The organism is Limosilactobacillus fermentum (genome assembly GCF_013394085.1).
Taxonomy (GTDB): domain Bacteria; phylum Bacillota; class Bacilli; order Lactobacillales; family Lactobacillaceae; genus Limosilactobacillus; species Limosilactobacillus fermentum.
This window is the reverse complement of record NZ_CP040910.1, coordinates 706,812-722,265: the sequence shown is the minus strand read 5'-3', so window position 1 is coordinate 722,265 and position 15,454 is coordinate 706,812. Positions and strand designations below refer to the sequence as shown.

18 protein-coding genes are annotated in these 15,454 nt (G+C 52.3%); 4 read left to right on the top strand and 14 right to left on the bottom strand.

Features of this window, described 5'->3' with window-relative positions; translation table 11 throughout:
• Positions 1-183 precede the first annotated feature (183 nt).
• Positions 184-453 (bottom strand): 30S ribosomal protein S15, encoded by a 270-nt coding sequence (rpsO, locus tag FG166_RS03585; RefSeq protein WP_003682069.1) that lies wholly within the window; start codon positions 451-453, stop codon positions 184-186.
• 245 nt (positions 454-698) lie between these two features.
• On the opposite strand from rpsO, the gene rpsT reads away from it, so the two are divergent.
• Entirely contained in the window at positions 699-953 is a 255-nt protein-coding gene (rpsT, locus tag FG166_RS03580) for a 30S ribosomal protein S20 (protein ID WP_003682071.1), read from the top strand.
• Between the two features lie 238 nt (positions 954-1,191).
• Here rpsT and holA read toward each other — a convergent pair whose 3' ends face one another.
• The 12 genes from holA to FG166_RS03520 all read right to left on the bottom strand — a co-directional run bounded on the left by holA (position 1,192) and on the right by FG166_RS03520 (position 12,438).
• On the bottom strand, positions 1,192-2,220 hold the full coding sequence (gene holA, locus FG166_RS03575; RefSeq protein ID WP_003682073.1) for a DNA polymerase III subunit delta: 1,029 nt from the start codon (positions 2,218-2,220) through the stop codon (positions 1,192-1,194).
• A 17-nt stretch (positions 2,221-2,237) separates the two neighbouring features.
• Positions 2,238-4,475, bottom strand: coding sequence for a DNA internalization-related competence protein ComEC/Rec2 (locus FG166_RS03570; RefSeq protein ID WP_003682076.1), 2,238 nt, complete (start codon positions 4,473-4,475; stop codon positions 2,238-2,240).
• Positions 4,476-4,955, bottom strand: coding sequence for a ComE operon protein 2 (locus tag FG166_RS03565; protein WP_003682078.1), 480 nt, complete (start codon positions 4,953-4,955; stop codon positions 4,476-4,478).
• 54 nt (positions 4,956-5,009) lie between these two features.
• Positions 5,010-5,678, bottom strand: coding sequence for a helix-hairpin-helix domain-containing protein (locus FG166_RS03560; RefSeq protein WP_003682080.1), 669 nt, complete (start codon positions 5,676-5,678; stop codon positions 5,010-5,012).
• Positions 5,679-5,750: 72 nt separating this feature from the next.
• A complete protein-coding gene (locus FG166_RS03555) occupies positions 5,751-6,800 on the bottom strand; it encodes a SepM family pheromone-processing serine protease (protein WP_003682082.1) in 1,050 nt (349 codons plus the stop codon).
• Positions 6,784-7,305 (bottom strand): pantetheine-phosphate adenylyltransferase, encoded by a 522-nt coding sequence (gene coaD / locus FG166_RS03550; protein ID WP_003686377.1) that lies wholly within the window; start codon positions 7,303-7,305, stop codon positions 6,784-6,786. The genes FG166_RS03555 and coaD overlap by 17 nt, the downstream gene beginning before the upstream one ends.
• Before the next feature lie 4 nt (positions 7,306-7,309).
• Positions 7,310-7,870 (bottom strand): 16S rRNA (guanine(966)-N(2))-methyltransferase RsmD, encoded by a 561-nt coding sequence (rsmD, locus tag FG166_RS03545; RefSeq protein WP_003682085.1) that lies wholly within the window; start codon positions 7,868-7,870, stop codon positions 7,310-7,312.
• A gap of 2 nt (positions 7,871-7,872) precedes the next feature.
• Positions 7,873-8,169 carry a YlbG family protein gene (locus tag FG166_RS03540; RefSeq protein ID WP_003682086.1) on the bottom strand — a complete coding sequence of 99 codons (297 nt, stop codon included), beginning with the start codon at positions 8,167-8,169 and terminating at the stop codon, positions 7,873-7,875.
• The gene (locus tag FG166_RS03535) at positions 8,156-9,355 is read right to left on the bottom strand and encodes an FtsW/RodA/SpoVE family cell cycle protein (protein WP_003682088.1); all 1,200 of its coding nucleotides are present in this window, start codon (positions 9,353-9,355) and stop codon (positions 8,156-8,158) included. Before FG166_RS03535 ends, FG166_RS03540 begins: the two co-directional genes overlap by 14 nt.
• A 102-nt stretch (positions 9,356-9,457) precedes the next feature.
• Positions 9,458-11,305, bottom strand: a complete 1,848-nt coding sequence (gene typA, locus FG166_RS03530) for a translational GTPase TypA (protein ID WP_003682090.1) — start codon at positions 11,303-11,305, stop codon at positions 9,458-9,460.
• A gap of 77 nt (positions 11,306-11,382) precedes the next feature.
• Positions 11,383-12,147, bottom strand: coding sequence for an inositol monophosphatase family protein (locus FG166_RS03525; protein WP_003682092.1), 765 nt, complete (start codon positions 12,145-12,147; stop codon positions 11,383-11,385).
• 3 nt (positions 12,148-12,150) lie between these two features.
• Positions 12,151-12,438, bottom strand: a complete 288-nt coding sequence (locus tag FG166_RS03520) for a UPF0223 family protein (RefSeq protein WP_003682094.1) — start codon at positions 12,436-12,438, stop codon at positions 12,151-12,153.
• A 127-nt stretch (positions 12,439-12,565) separates the two neighbouring features.
• Between FG166_RS03520 and def the strand changes: the two genes are divergently transcribed.
• Positions 12,566-13,135 (top strand): peptide deformylase, encoded by a 570-nt coding sequence (gene def, locus FG166_RS03515; protein WP_003682096.1) that lies wholly within the window; start codon positions 12,566-12,568, stop codon positions 13,133-13,135.
• A 110-nt stretch (positions 13,136-13,245) separates the two neighbouring features.
• On the opposite strand, the gene FG166_RS03510 is transcribed toward def, so the two are convergent.
• A complete protein-coding gene (locus tag FG166_RS03510; protein ID WP_003682098.1) occupies positions 13,246-13,692 on the bottom strand; it encodes a hypothetical protein in 447 nt (148 codons plus the stop codon).
• 126 nt (positions 13,693-13,818) lie between these two features.
• On the opposite strand from FG166_RS03510, the gene FG166_RS03505 reads away from it, so the two are divergent.
• The gene (locus FG166_RS03505; RefSeq protein WP_003682101.1) at positions 13,819-14,034 is read left to right on the top strand and encodes a DNA-directed RNA polymerase subunit epsilon; all 216 of its coding nucleotides are present in this window, start codon (positions 13,819-13,821) and stop codon (positions 14,032-14,034) included.
• A gap of 259 nt (positions 14,035-14,293) precedes the next feature.
• Positions 14,294-15,268 (top strand): diacylglycerol/lipid kinase family protein, encoded by a 975-nt coding sequence (locus FG166_RS03500; protein ID WP_003682102.1) that lies wholly within the window; start codon positions 14,294-14,296, stop codon positions 15,266-15,268.
• Positions 15,269-15,454: the final 186 nt, after the last annotated feature.

Below are 15,454 nucleotides of genomic sequence, written 5' to 3'. Positions count from 1 at the left end.
AATTGTTTGGCCAATCTCGCTAAACATATGTATTCCCCCTCATCAATTAGTTTTCATTAATCTCTAATTGATCTCTCATAAGAATACTCGTTAGCAAGTGAAAAGTCAAAATAAAAAGACCGCAACGAAACAGTTACGATCTTCATTAATGGCCCCCAGTAAACTGGGCACCCTGGAAAATAATTACCGACGAAGACCAAGGGCCTTGATCAGTTCCCGGTAAGCAGGAAGGTCAGTCCGACGGAGGTAAGCCAACAGGTTACGACGGTGACCGATCTTCTTCATCAAACCACGTTGTGAGTGGTAATCGTGCTTGTGTTCGCGAAGGTGTTCATTGAGTTCGTTAATGTCTGCAGTCAAAACAGCCACTTGAACTTGGGTTGAACCAGTGTCCCCTTCGTGAGTAGCGAATTGCTTGATGATTTCGTTCTTCTTTTCCTTTGAGATAGCCATGAATGTTTCCCACCTTTCAAATTTTGGAAGACCCGCCACTAGGTAAGACGTCGGTGAGGATCGTCAAACCGAGTGGGGGTTAAGCTTGGTTAAATAACCTTAACCACTATACTTAACTTTGCCTCCAATTGCAAGTCGGAATCTTCTTCTAGCTGGTAGTTGCATTCAAAAGTGAGATTCGCTATAATAAAAAAGTTGAAAATTCTGGTCAACTGATACCAAACGGTGACGGAGGTGAAATCGAAATGCCAATTATCAAGTCAGCGATTGAACGTGTACGTGTAAATGAAAAGGCCGCTGCCCGGAACGCTTCCCAAATGAGCGCAATGCGGACTGCCATCAAGAAGTTTGACAAGGCTAAGTTAGCAGGTGCTGACAACCTTGACGACTTATACAAGGCCGCTATTTCCGCTATCGACCATGCCCACTCTAAGGGCCTGATCAAGGCGAACAAGGCTGCACGTGACAAGTCACGTCTTTCCGCCCGTTACGCAAAGTAAGCGCGGTTAGCCAATAAAAGAAAAACGTCCCTGCCAATTTGGCGGGGGCGTTTTTTTGTGCCCCAAAACTTAAAAAATCCTGCCGACAAATCACCACCATGGCAATCCACCGACAAGATTTAGCGTCGTGCCTAAAACTCGACCAATAACTACAGGACGCGGATCGGTCCGGACTACGCAGGTCGCTCGTCCACGCTTACATCCGACCTGCCTCAGAAGTCCTTGGCCACTCTCCTCATTAGGAAACCTTTTGCTTGGTGTACTGGAGTAAGAAGAGTTGGAATAATAACTCCGGATCCTGTTGAGTCGACTTTAACGCCCGCTCACAACGGATCAGCCCTAAGTATGCGTGGGACAGGTCATCCATGCTAAAGCGCCGGGCCGTTTGTAAGCCTAATTTAACCCGGTACGGGTGAACCTTTAACTGACCCGCTAGCGTCCCCTGGCTAAGGCCCCGGTTGCTCAACACCTTAATTTGCAAGAGCAAGCGGAACTGACTAACTAAAATGGCGTTGATTTGTAAGGGGGCCTGCTGGCTTTCTAATAGCTCCCGGTACAAACGAACGGCCTCCACCTGCTCACGATTTAACACCGCCTGAACCAGGTCAAAGACGTTTTCGTCCAGTGATTGGGGGACTAAACCGGCCACGGCCGCATCAGTCACCCGCTTATCTTGGTAAACCGCTAGTTCAATCACCGGCACGGCGGCCATCATCTTTCCGTAATCGGCGTTGGTACGGCGAACGAGTTCATCAATGGCTCCCCGCCCGAGTTGGTAACCATCCGCTTGAAACCGCTGTTCAACAAGGCGACGGGCCCGGGGTTCGTCTAAGGGCGCCGCCGAAACCTCGACCGCCAACTTCTTAAGGTCCTTGACCACCCCCTTGCGGCCATCGAGCTTTTCGTAGGGGGCCAACAAAACTAGCACCGTTGTTGGCTGGGGGTGCTTTAAGTACTCACGGAGCACCTCACCGTCTTGTTTAAGCGCCCCGCGGCTAGTCCCACCAGTCAAAAAGGCCGGCTTATTCAAAATGACTAGCCGCCGCTCCCCAAAAAAGGGCGCCGCCATTGCATCATCTAAGGCGTCAGCCAAGGGGGTGGTTTCCATGTCGTAGCTACCGACGTTCATGACCCGCTCTTCTTCTGGGATCAGGTTTAAAAAGACGTCTTTGGCCTCCTGTTGCAAGACCGCTTGCGTACCCAACACTAGGTACACCATGGCGGGGTTGGCCCGCTTTAGTTGTTTGCTCAGTTCTTGAATGTCCACGTCATCACCGCTTTCTGTCAGTTGCTCAATTGAAGTTGTTCGGGAGTGTTATGGGTAATAAAGTGCCCACCCCGGGAATTGTACCGATACGTAATCATCCCTTGGGTTTGCGTTGAATAGGTTTGGATGTGTAATTGCGCGAGGGTCGTTAACGTCTCTTGGTTGGGGTGCCCGTACCGGTTATTGCGCCCGGCAGATATGATCCCCACCCGGGCACCCACCTGCTTTAAAAAGGTCGGCGAACTGGAGGTCTTACTGCCGTGGTGGCCAAGCTTAACCACCGTTGCCCTTAAATTCGGGTAATGCGCCAAAATAGCTAATTCCCCAGCTTGGGGAAGGTCGCCAGTAAACACAAACCGCTTACCGCCAAACTCGCCAGCCAAGACAACCGAATCATCGTTGGTGGCCTCCCCCGGCGTAAACGGGTGCAGGATGGTAAGGCCACCAAAGCCCGGCGCTTGACTGGTAATCGGTATAATCTGGGTCCTAGTGTTGCTCGGCAACCGCTTGGTAAACTTGGTCATCTTTTCCATTCCCGCTGGGACGTAGAGGCGCTCCACCCGCATGCTGGTTAATACCGTTGGTAGGTAGCCAATGTGGTCCGCATCACTGTGCGACAGCCACACCGCGTCCAAGTGATCAATTCCCTCGCTTTTGAGGTAATTTAAAGAGGTGCTGGTGGCCTTATCAGTGGCCGAATTAGTTCGTTTCTTCCACCCCTCCGTTTGAAAGTTAAGTTTACCCCCGGTATCAATCATCATCACCCGCCGGTTGAAGGGTTCACGGATGATAATGCAATCACCCTGACCAATGTCGACGAAGGTGACCTCACCTTGTAGGGGAAAATGGAGCCACACAAAGGTGACAACGTAGCCGAGAACCAGCCACTTAACGGCGCCCCGCTTTTCCCAAGTCACCATCGTTAATAAAACTAAGCTCACCGCTACCCAAGCAGGTACCTTGCCAAAGGTAATCGTCCCGGGAAGGTTAGCCAAGGCGGCCAACCCCCGGTGAAATAAGATCAGGCCGGCGTTGACCACCGCTCCCAAGCCTGGAAACAGTGGGTACAAGATTCCCCCGCCAATTGCCAGGGGCATGATGATCAGCGAGAAAAAGGGGATCATCAGGTAGTTGATGACCAGGCTTAGTAAGTGAAATTGGTAAACCGAATGCAAGAGCGGTGGCAAGCTAACCAAAGAAAGGCGTAGGGTCTGTTTGAGGCCACTGGGCTGCTCAAACCAGGTCAGGCAAAACGATAGCAGGTAGGACAACTGGCCCCCCATTGACAAGAGGATACTCGGACTGATGAGGGTTTGAATTAACAAACTGATCGCCCAAGGGAGCATTCCCCGTAGGCCAACCAACTGTCCTAATAACTGTAGCTCCATCATAATGCTGGCCCGCCCCAGGCTTACCGAACCGCCCCCCACTACCCAGTAGAGGGGCAAGAGGATTAACAATAACCCCCGGCTGGTTTCCTTAGTCAAGCCTAGGCGTGCAAACAAACCGCGGACCACCCCGCACAAAACCACCAGGTGTAAACCCGACAGGCAAAACAGGTGGATGATCCCCAGTTGCTTGACCGCTACCATCTCACTGGCGGTCGCCGGATCCTGTTCACCAATCAACAGCCGCCGGCAGTACCCCGCTAGCGGCTGGGGTAAATTAGCCATGTGGTGACTAAAGTTGGCCCGCAACTGGTGCAGAAAGTCCGTTAGGCGGTGTGACGCTTGGGCTACCAAGACCGGGGCTTTCCCGGTCACCTGGTTATAAATTCCCCGGTTGGCCTGGTAGGCCCTTCGATCAAATTCGTTGGTGTTAGTTGCCGGTAAGATTTGTTCCACCTTACCGGTGACGTTCAGCTTTACCGGGGTAGTCACCTCTTGAAGTTGACGTTGTTGGTCCTGACTCTGGAGGGTTAAGAAGAGTTGCACCTTAGACCCGCTTTCGGTAACGGCAACCGCCGAAGCCAGGTCACCGTTAATTCGCCAGGCATCGGGCTGAACCGTTAGTTGCCCCGTAAAGTCGCCAGCCGGCTGCGTTTGTGCCTGGCGCTGAGCAAGTAGCTGCCCACACCGTAAGCCGATGATCACGATCACCCCAACCGTCAGCCAAGTTGTCCGGCGGTCGCGCTGGCAAAGTACCCGGCCGAATAAAAGAAGCAATCCCACCGCGGCCCAGTTTTGGTGGCCGATTAACCAAGCGGCGGTCAGGGAAGCAGCAAGGGCCAAGAACAGGCCCCGCAAAGAAGCCATTTAGTCCGGGTTAATGTATTGGTCGAGGTTAACCTGGTCTAAGATATCTGCGTCTAGTTTGATTTGGTGAAGGGTGACGCCCTTTAGCTCAATCAACTTCATAGCGTAATCATCGTTATGGTAATTACGGAGGTAATTGATTTGGGTGATCCCGGCTTGTAAGAGGCTCTTCGTGCACTGCAAGCACGGGAAGTCAGTCACGTAGACCATCGCCCCGTCCGTCGAGGTGCCAAACTTGGCGCACTGCAAAAGGGCATTCATTTCCGCGTGGATCGTCCGCACACAGTGACCATCGCGCAGGTAACAACCGACGTCGATGCAGTGCTCATCACCAGCCACCGCCCCGTTATAGCCGGAGCCGATGATCCGTTTGTCGCGAACCAACACGGCCCCCACCGACAAGCGGGTGCAAGTGCTCCGGGATGCCAACAGGGCGGCTTGAACCATGAAGTACTGGTCCCAATCAATTCTTTTTTTCATTTTGATACCCCCTTAAGTGTCACCCACTAGTATAGCAAACTTTCTGGGTCATGCCTAAACCGCCAGCCGGTCTTTGATTTTGGCCACCGTTTTATCGCCAAAGCCGTCAACGTTTTTCAAGTCCTCGACCGTCTTGAAACCGCCGTGTTCCTGCCGGTAGGCAATGATCTTATCCGCCTTTTTGTCACCAATCCCATCGATTGTTTGCAGCTGCTCTTTAGTCGCCGTGTTTAGGTTAACCGAATCACCCTGACCGCTTTGGCTCGTAGCGCTCGTGGCGTCCGTAGTCCCGGTGGTCGCCGTCGTCGCATCCGCCACTTTTTCTCCTTGGGCCGGTACGTACACGACCTGTTGGTCTTGGAGCTCCTTAGCTAAGTTAACCTGGTTTAAGTCGGCTAACGCCGTCTGACTCCCCGCCGCAGCAATGGCCTCTTGCACCCGGGCCCCCTTTTTCAAGTGGTAAACCCCTGGCTTATTAACGGCCCCCTTTACGTCCACCCACACCCGCCCCGAGCCGTTTTCGGTACTAGTTGCTAGGCTACTGGTCACCGCACTGGTTGCCGAATAGGCGCTCGACTGGCTAGTCGCCCCTACCGCGTCGGTAACCGGTTGGTGGGTATGCCACCACCAAAAACCCACTGCTAGCACCAAGCCGATGACAACGTAGATTTGTGAACGGTGCTCTTCCCACAGGGCCTGGAGCTGTTCGACTAATTTTTCCACCGTCAATTCCTCCCTTCACCCCTAAGTACGCAAAAAAAACGATCAGGTCACGAAAAAACCTGATCGTTTTTTTTATTGGTGGGTTTTAAGGTAGTTAACCGCGTCTTCAAAGGTCTGAACCGGAACTACCTTCATGTTCGGGGCATACCTTTTAGCCGTTTCCTTTGCTATTTGGTAGTTAGTCTTGTGGCCTTCTTCATACTTTAGGATCTCCTTGGTTGGTTTCACGTAGGGGGCAAAGAAGATCGTTGCCCCGGCATTCTTGGCGGCGATGATCTTTTTATCGATCCCGCCAATCTCACCAACGGAGCCGTCCGCACCAATCGTCCCCGTTCCGGCAATCTTTCGCCCGTGACGGAGGTCTTGTTGGGTCAACTGCTCGTAAATCTGCAGGCTAAACATTAACCCACCGGACGGCCCGCCCAACTGCCCGGGGTTAACCGACACCGGAATCTTGGTGGTCACCTTGACGTTATCGGTCAAGATGATCCCAATTCCTGGTTTACCGGTCGAGATCTTGACCAACGGTTCGGTGGCCGTTTTTTGCTTCCCGTTGTGGAGGTAAGTTACCGTCAGCTTGTCGCCCACCTTTTGGCTGGCAATGTACTTTTGGTAGCCAGCGGCGGTGTCAAAGTGGCGCCCGTTCACCTTGGTAATCGTGTCGCCAACTTGGATCTGCTTTTTAAACTCCGAGTTGCTCTGAACCGATAAGACGTAAATCCCCAGGTACTTCTTGGTGTATTGCTGGCCGGCAGCCCGGTAGGCCACGGCGATTGCTTCGTTGATCGCCGATTGCATATAAAAGTCTTGGACCTTGGTGTAGGTCGCCGAATTTTCGCCACCGGTCACCGAATCGGCACTTTCAATGGAAGTATGTGGATTCAACTTAGCCCACAAGTACGTAGCCGGGCGGGCCTGCTGGAGGTAGACCGAGGTGATCATAAAGCTCCCCTTGTACTTATCGGGGTGATTCTTCATCGTCACGTAGCTCTTGAGGCTATCCGCCGACCCCGGACTTTCGATGTAGAGGTTGAGTGGCCAAAATAAGAACCAACAGGCAAATAAAATTAAGGCTAAGGTTACCCCAATCCGGCGCAGTATTTGATTATCTTGCTTCTTCATTCTCTTTTTTTACCCGCTTCATTTGCCGTTTTTCCAGGCGCGCTTGCAACGCCTCGTTGATATTGGCCGGCAAGAGGGCGGCGATGTTGCCCCCCGACATGGCGACCTCTTTTAAGAGGCTACTAGAGAGGTATTGGTACTTAGGGTCCGCTAAGAAGATGATCGTTTCCACCTGGTCGTCTAGGTAGTGATTCATTGCGGCGATGTCTTTTTCGTAACGGAAATCGTCAACGTTTCTAACCCCGCGCATCAAATAATCCGCCCCAATTTTGTTCATCAGGTCAACGGTTAAGCCCGTAGCGGTGATCACCGAAACGTTGTCCAGGCCGGCGACCGCTTCTTTAACTTGGGCAACCCGCTCATCCACCGTGAACCAGGCATCCTTGCTGGTGTTAGTCATCACGGCCACGGCCAGGTGGTCAAAAAGGGCGCTCCCCCGTTTAATTAAATCCAAGTGACCAAGAGTTAGGGGATCAAAACTCCCCGGAAAGATTGCAACTTTCATATTCTTACTCCTTTCCGTCATACCGGTACACGGTCACCACCGTGATGCCGTAATCTTGGCGTCGCTTAAAGGAAAAGCCGGGGAGCTGTTCTGGAAGGTTAGCCTCCTGGTTGGTTTCCGCCACCACGATTGCCCCCGGGTTTATCAAGTCCAATTCTACCATTTTTGTTAGGTCAGTTACGATCTGCTGCTTCGCATAGGGCGGGTCCAAGTAGATTAGATCAAAGTGTTCACCCTTACTTTGTAGCATGTGCAGGGCCCGCGTGGCGTCTTGTTTTAACACCACAAACTGGTCCTCGTGCTTAGTGGTCGCAATGTTTTTCTTGATCGTCTTGATCGCCGCTAGCTGACGGTCAACCAAGACGGCCCGTTCAATCCCGCGTGACACCCCTTCGATCGAAAGGCCACCCGACCCGGCGTACAGGTCCAGTGACGTTCCCCCATCAAAGTAGGGGCCAATGATGTTAAACACCGCTTCTTTCACCTTGTCGGTCGTTGGCCGCGTTGCCATTCCTGGCACCGCGCTTAATTTACGCCCCCGGTATTCACCCGCCACAACTCTCATCGTTAATCATCCTCATCGTGTGTTTTGTATAGTCCCGTCGACGCAAGGTCGGCCACGTCCGGATCTAAATCTGGTAAGGCGGACGGCACCACCCGCTTGACGTTATGCAGCTTCTCTAATCGTTCAATCGTTTCTGCGACCTGCGCCTCGTCAACGTAGATAATGGCGTAGTGGGCCCGCTTGGAAACGTAGTGGACCCGGCCGTAGTGACGGAGGGCCCGAATCACCCGGCGGCTGCTAATGTAGACGGCGAGCCCCCGGCGGGGTACAAATTCAAATTGTTCATCAGGCATTTGCATTGAGCACCCCTTCCTTGACTTGGCTCTGTTGGGCAGACCGGCGGGCCCGTTGCCTCCTGGAGACATTAAAGACCAGCCCGAGGGCAAAACAAAGCACCAACATACTGGACCCCCCGTAGGAAATGAAGGGGAGGGTCACCCCAGTGATCGGCAACAGACCGCAGACCGCCCCGATGTTAAAGGAGGCTTCGACCAGGATAAAGGTTGCCACCCCGTAACAAATGAGCGTGTCGTACTGGTTAGTCGCCCGGGCCCCAATCTGAATCGTCCGGCAGACAATGATGCCTAGCCCCAGCAGAATTAAAATCACCGTGATTAACCCCAACTCCTCGGCAATCACGGCCAAGATAAAGTCGGTGTTTGGCTCCGGTAGGTACCCCATCTTTTGAATCGAGTTCCCCAGCCCCTTCCCAAACAGACCCCCGTTTGAAATGGCGTAATAGGAGTTTACCAACTGGCTACCGGCCCCGGAAGCAGAGCCAAAGGGGTTGAGGTAGCCGACGAAGCGGGCGGCCTTGTAGCCATGAATGTATTTAACGGCTAGCTCCGAGACAAAGGGCATTCCAAATACGACCCCTAAAAAGACCGAAACGAGGACCGTTACGCCGCCCTTCCACTTAGTCTTGGCACTCAAAAAGAGGATTAAGACAATCGCCGAGTTGATTGCCGCCCCCCCAAGGTCGGGCTGGATGACGATTAAAACAATCAAAACAGCCGCCACCGTCAACGGAAAGGCATACGCGTACTTGCTAAACGACTTAGGGTGCTCGCGGTAATCGGTAAAGAGACTAGCTAAGTATAAGATCAAAAAGAGCTTGCAGACTTCGGCCGGTTGGATCGAAAAGACCCCCCCTATATTGATCCACCCTTGGGCCCCGTTGATCGAGGCCCCAAACAGCTTAACGCCGATCAAAGACAAAAACATCGCCATGGCGAAGTATTTTAAGAGCCCCGGACTACGAAACATTTTAATATCAACTGAGGAAACAAACATAAACACCAACAGCCCTAAGACAGCAAAGATGGCCTGCTTACGGAGGTAGGAGAAGGGGCCACTTTCGGACTGGTAGCGAACTACCGCACTGGCTGAATACACCATCACCACCCCCAATACGCACAGGGATAAAAAGGGCACTAATAGCCACGGGTCCCAAGTGGAGAACCGGCGTTTGGCTTGGTTTTTCATAAACTTAAATTCACCCCATTTTCACGACAATCGTGGTCTAATTATACACCAAACGGCCGTGACAATCCGATGTTGTCACGGCCGTTAAGAAAGCCTTATTAATTACTTGTCACGCAAGGCTGCCTTGCGCCGCTTAGCCGCCTTTTCCCGGGCGTTAGTGTCCAGGATTTGCTTACGTAAACGAACGTTTTCCGGCGTGATTTCGCAGTATTCATCGTCGTTTAAGAATTCAAGGGATTCTTCAAGGGACAAGTGCGTTGGCGTCTTGATCCGGGCCATGTCGTCGGAACCGGCTGCCCGAACGTTGGTCAGGTTCTTACCCTTGGTGATGTTAACCGTGATGTCGTTTTCGCGGCTGTTTTCACCAACGATCATCCCTTCGTAGACTTCCGTCCCTGGGTCAATCAGGAGCGTCCCGCGGGATTCGATCCCCATCATGGCGTAGGTTGTGGCCTTGCCAGAGTTCATCGAAACCAAGGTCCCCTTCTTGCGGCCTGGGTTCCAGTTCTTAACCACCGGAGCGTATTCCTTGAAGACGTGGCTCATAATCCCGTAACCCTTGGTTTGGCTCATGAATTCGTTGGAGTAACCGATCAAGCCCCGGGATGGAACTTCAAAAATCAACCGGGTTTGGCCGTTGTTGGATGGTTCCATGTTCTTCATTTGCCCCTTACGTTGGGAAAGGGAGTCAATGATTGAACCAGTGTATTCATCCGGCGTGTCGATTTGAACTTCTTCAAACGGTTCGCATTCAACCCCGTCGACTTCGCGGTAGATAACTTGCGGACGGGAAACGGCCAGTTCGTAACCTTCCCGACGCATCGTTTCAATCAGGATTGATAAGTGCAATTCCCCACGCCCGGAAACGGTCCAAGCACCCGGGTCATCAGTGTCGTCAACCCGCAGGGAAACGTCGGTGTGTAATTCAGACTTCAGGCGGCTTTCCAGTTGCCGGGAAGTCACGAATTCACCTTCGCGACCAGCAAACGGGGAGTCGTTGGTCCGGAAGGTCATTTGCAACGTCGGCGGGTCGATCCGCAGCGGCGTTAAGGCGTCCGGGTGTTCTGGGTTAACCACCGTTTCACCAACGTTGATTTCATCCATCCCGGAAACGGCGATCAGGTCACCGGACTTAGCTTCTTGAATTTCCACCCGCTTAAGCCCAACGAACCCGAAGAGCTTGGTAACGCGGAAGTTTTGCTTGGAGCCGTCCAGTTTCATAACCGTAACTTGGTCCCCAACCTTGATTTGACCACGAACTACGCGGCCGATCCCAATCCGACCAACGAAGTCGTTGTAATCGAGGATCGCCACTTGGAATTGGAGTGGTTCGTCGGAGTTGTCGATTGGTGCCGGAATCGTGTCGATGATCGTGTCAAATAACGGCTTCATCGTGTGTTCTTGGGTGGCAACGTCAGCGTCTAATGACGTCGTCCCGTTCATAGCGGAGGCGTAAACTACTGGGAAGTCCAGTTGGTCTTCGTCGGCCCCTAATTCGATGAAGAGGTCGAGCACTTCGTCAACCACTTCTTCCGGGCGAGCGCCTTCACGGTCAACCTTGTTAATCACCACGATCGGCGTCAGGTGTTGTTCCAGGGCCTTCTTTAAAACGAAGCGGGTTTGCGGCATCGTCCCTTCAAAGGCATCGACAACTAACAAGACACCGTCTACCATCTTCATAACACGTTCCACTTCACCACCGAAGTCGGCGTGCCCTGGGGTATCAAGGATGTTGATTTGGTAGCCATTGTACTTAACGGCCGTGTTCTTGGAGAGGATCGTGATCCCCCGTTCCCGTTCAATGGCGTTGGTGTCCATTGCCCGGTCCTGGATTTCAAAGTGTTCCGGCAGGGTATCCGATTGCTTCAACATTTCGTTAACCAGGGTCGTCTTACCGTGGTCGACGTGGGCAATGATCGCAATGTTGCGAATATCGTCACGTGTTTTCAAGATTTATCTTCCTTTCGTTTCCAAGCGTTACCGCTTTTTTCTCTTAAAAAAACTGCGACCGAGGTCACAGTTATCGGCTAGTTGACAAGGGCTAAGACATCATCGGCCGCTTGTTTTGTCGCTATTAATACAAGGTTAGATGATAACACATCAATGGAAGGCGCGTCAATCGCTTTGACCACTAATCCCATTGCCTCCGCCAAAACCCGGCCCGCAGCCAAGTCCCAGGGGTGCAAGTAGGAAAGGTAGGCGCCCAACTGGCCAGTGAGGACGTAAACTAATTCCATTCCAGCCGCCCCGTACATCCGTAGGCCCCGGGATTGGTGGGCCACCTCACGCAGGTTATGGGCGTTGTTTAAAATCATCGCTGAATTGAGGGCCACCAAGCTATCCTTTAAGCCGTTATTGGCCGGGCTCGTCAGGCGCCGGTTATTTTCAAAGACGCCCCGCTTCTTACCGCCGTGGTAGACGGTCCCGTTAATTACGTCCATGATGTAACCCAAAGTGGGCTTACCATCAACGTAGAGGGCAATCATGATGTAGAAATTGGCGTGTTGCATAACAAAGTTCATCGTCCCGTCAATCGGGTCCACAATCCAGACGTGGCCAGTCAGGGTGGCCACTTCATCGCCAAACCCCTCTTCCGAAACCACCTGGCTTCCCGGGTCGATTTCGTGTAACCTGGTCGAAATGTACTGGTCGTTTTCCTTGTCGACCGTGGTCACTAAATCCTTGTACGAGGACTTTAGATCGATGTCATAAGAGGCCTGCATTCGGTTGAGGGTCCGGTGACGCACCTCATCTAACAAGTCCAAAACGGCTTGATCAATTTTTTCTAACATCCTTTACCCCCCGATCTTAAGTTGCCCCTTGGTCGTTTCTTTGGCCGCCTTGACCACGTCGTAGCACTGGTAGCCCGAGACCCGGTAAAAATCGCGGCCAAGTTGCTTTTCTTGGGCCTTGGTAGGGACCACCTTTTTAAACGCTTGGTAGCAATCTAGGACCCGTTGCCGCCGCACCCCTGTCTCGTAGGCGTCCTCAACGACCCGGTAGAAGTTAGTCACGGCGATCAGTTCTTCCGCCGTCCACGTTGGGTCTAATGGGTAGGAATAGTTTCCACCGTTTATTGCCATTTACATCACCCTTTTAATCAATTTGCTCTCATTTTAACATGATTTGCCCCGGAGGTAATTATTGTCGTCCCCCCTTTTGATTGTGCTAAACTAGAAAATAGTAATTAGAGACAAGGGGGATCCACCAATGATTTTAATGAAAGACATTGTCAGAGACGACCAGGAGGGAACGGTCCTGCGCGATTACGCCGCCAAGGTGTCCTTCCCACTGACCGAAGAAGAACAACAATTGGCTAAGGACCTAATGGAATACTTGGAAATCAGCCAAGATGAAGAACTGGCCGAAAAGTACGGGTTGCGGGCCGGGGTTGGCCTTGCCGCTCCCCAGGTCAACATCAGCAAGCAAATGGCCGCCGTCTTGGTGCCATCCGACGACGAAGAAGACGACACCCCGATTTTTAAGGATGTGATCATCAACCCGGTCATCATTTCCGAATCCGTACAAATGGGGGCGCTAACGGAAGGCGAAGGTTGCCTCTCCGTTGATCGCGACATCGCCGGCTACGTGCCACGTCACGACCGGATCACCCTCAAGTACCAAGACGTCCAGGGTGAAACGCACAAGGTCCGCTTAAAGCACTACCCCGCCATCGTTTGCCAACACGAAATTGACCACCTCCACGGGGTGCTGTTCTACGATCACATTAACAAGGACAACCCGTTTGAGGCCCCCGAAGGAACCGTCTTCTTCGGTTAAAATTGGGCGTAATTCGTTATGACCTTAAATCAAAAAGCCCGCCCTCGCGATTTCGCTTCACGGGACGGGCTTTTTAATTTGACCAAGCTACCGTAAAAACCTACCGCCAGCTAAGCCTTATCTAATTTTTCTAGGTCGGCCACGTATTCCTTGGTTGCTTCATTCATTAAGTTGGCTACGTCAACGTGCAGTTGGTGTTCATACTCCCACCAGTCTGTAATCACCAAGGGGGTTGGGGCCCCCACCTGATCAAGGGCCGTGGTTAAATTTTCTTTGGTCAGCCACTCTTGTTCTTCGACGTTTAGCTGTGGCATGTCGACCACGTACTCAAAGGCCATGACGCCCTTTCCCCAAACGTCGGCCACCATCACCGAGTCGGTTGGTAAATTGGCCGGGCGGAGGTGGGCCTTTAGGGCGGCTTGTACGGCCTGATCGGTGGCCGCTTGGGCTTGGTTTTGCATGATGATCGTGGCGCGCTTGACCAAAGTCCGGTGCACCAGTTGATAAATTACGACCACCACTACGAAGGCAATCAGGATACTCCAAATTAGGGTCATCGCACTCCCCACTTTCTAAACCTTTTCTTAGCTTAGGATAGCACAGTTGGAAATTTAAGGACAGTCCCGGGCAAGTGTGCTATCATAGTTAGGTAAAATTTACGAACAAATGAATAGGAGCATGACATGACTTTCAAAGTTTATTACCAACCAAGCAAAAACACGACCCCGCGTCGGGAAAACACCCAATCCCTATACCTGGAAGCCGATTCCGAAGCCGCTGCCCGCGTGTTAGTAGAAGAAAACACCAACTACAACGTTGAATTTATCGAACTGTTGGATGAAAAGGCACTGGCCTACGAACAAGAAAACAACGCGGACTTCCAGTTAACTGAATTTTAAGCGTTAAACGGCCCACGGTAATTAACCCTGCGGCGCCGATCTGTTCGCGTTTAACGGAGGCCGGGAAAAAACTCTGTTTTTCCCGGCCTCTTGTTGTATTCACGAATGTTAGACAGAAATGTGGTAAATGACCGTAGTTCCAGTGCCTAAGCAGGCCGAAGAACGGTGCGTCCCGTGCCAACCGTTCGTCCTAGCTTAGTCATACGACCTGCAGCGGAGGTTATTTCCCACCCACTTTTTTGATGATCCGGAGGAAACTATGCATTACTCGATCATTATTAACCCCGTGGCCGGCGGGGGCCGGGGGAATTCAACATGGTCAACCGTTAAGGCTGCCTTAGACGCAGCCCAACTCGACTACACCCCGTTATTTACCAGGGACGAGGAAGGAGCCACCTACCTCACGATGCGCCTGGCCGACCGGCATGCCGGCCGGCCCGACGAAACCCTGATCGTCATCGGTGGCGATGGTACCTTACACCAAGTGGTTAACGGGGTCTTGCAGAGCAAAAACGGTCGGCAACACCCACTGCCAATTGGCTACATCCCCTGCGGAACCGGTAACGATTTCGCCCGTGGTTACGGAATCTCAACCAACCCGTTAACCGCCCTGCACCAAATTTTGGATGCCGAAACTACCGAACCGGTCACCATTGGCCACTATCACGACGCCATTAAAAACGAAGACGGCTACTTTTTAAATAACTTGGGGATCGGCTTTGACGCCGCCGTGGTCAGCCGGACCAACGCTTCGAAAAGTAAGCGGCGCCTCAACCGGCTCCACTTAGGGGCCTTTTCCTACGTTTCCCAGGCCCTGGGGGTCTTATATGACCAAGCCCCCTTCACCCTGATGGTCCAACAAGAGCGCACCCGCCAGCTCTTCCCTAACGCCTTTATCGTTATTGCCTCTAACCACCCCTTTATCGGTGGCGGGCGGAAGGTCGCTCCCGACCGTGACCTCGCCGAACCCAACCTGGAGTTGTTAGTCGTCGAGCGCCACAACTGGCTGATTACCTTCTGGACGATGTGGCTCTTCTTACGGGAACACTTGGCCCGGTCCCGCTTTGCCCACCGCTTCGTCGGCACCCACCTTCACTACACCACCACCTCGCTTGAGTTTGGTCAAGTTGACGGTGAGGAAATGGGTAACCGCTTCGTTGACCTGGAACTGGGGACCGCTTCTTACCCCTTCCGCCAGGTGCGCCACTTACGCAAAAAGAAAAAGGTTAAATAAAGTCAAAGTCTTGTCCAACGACAGGACTTTTTTTAGTTATCGCAGTATAATATACATATTCACTTCCTTAGCACCCGCCCTTCTGTTCTAACACCTAATTGAACAAAGTAATTTATAATTAATTACTAATGAGTGCTAAAGAATTCATTAATTACCAGTCAATTAGCGTTTCTAACCAAGGAAAAC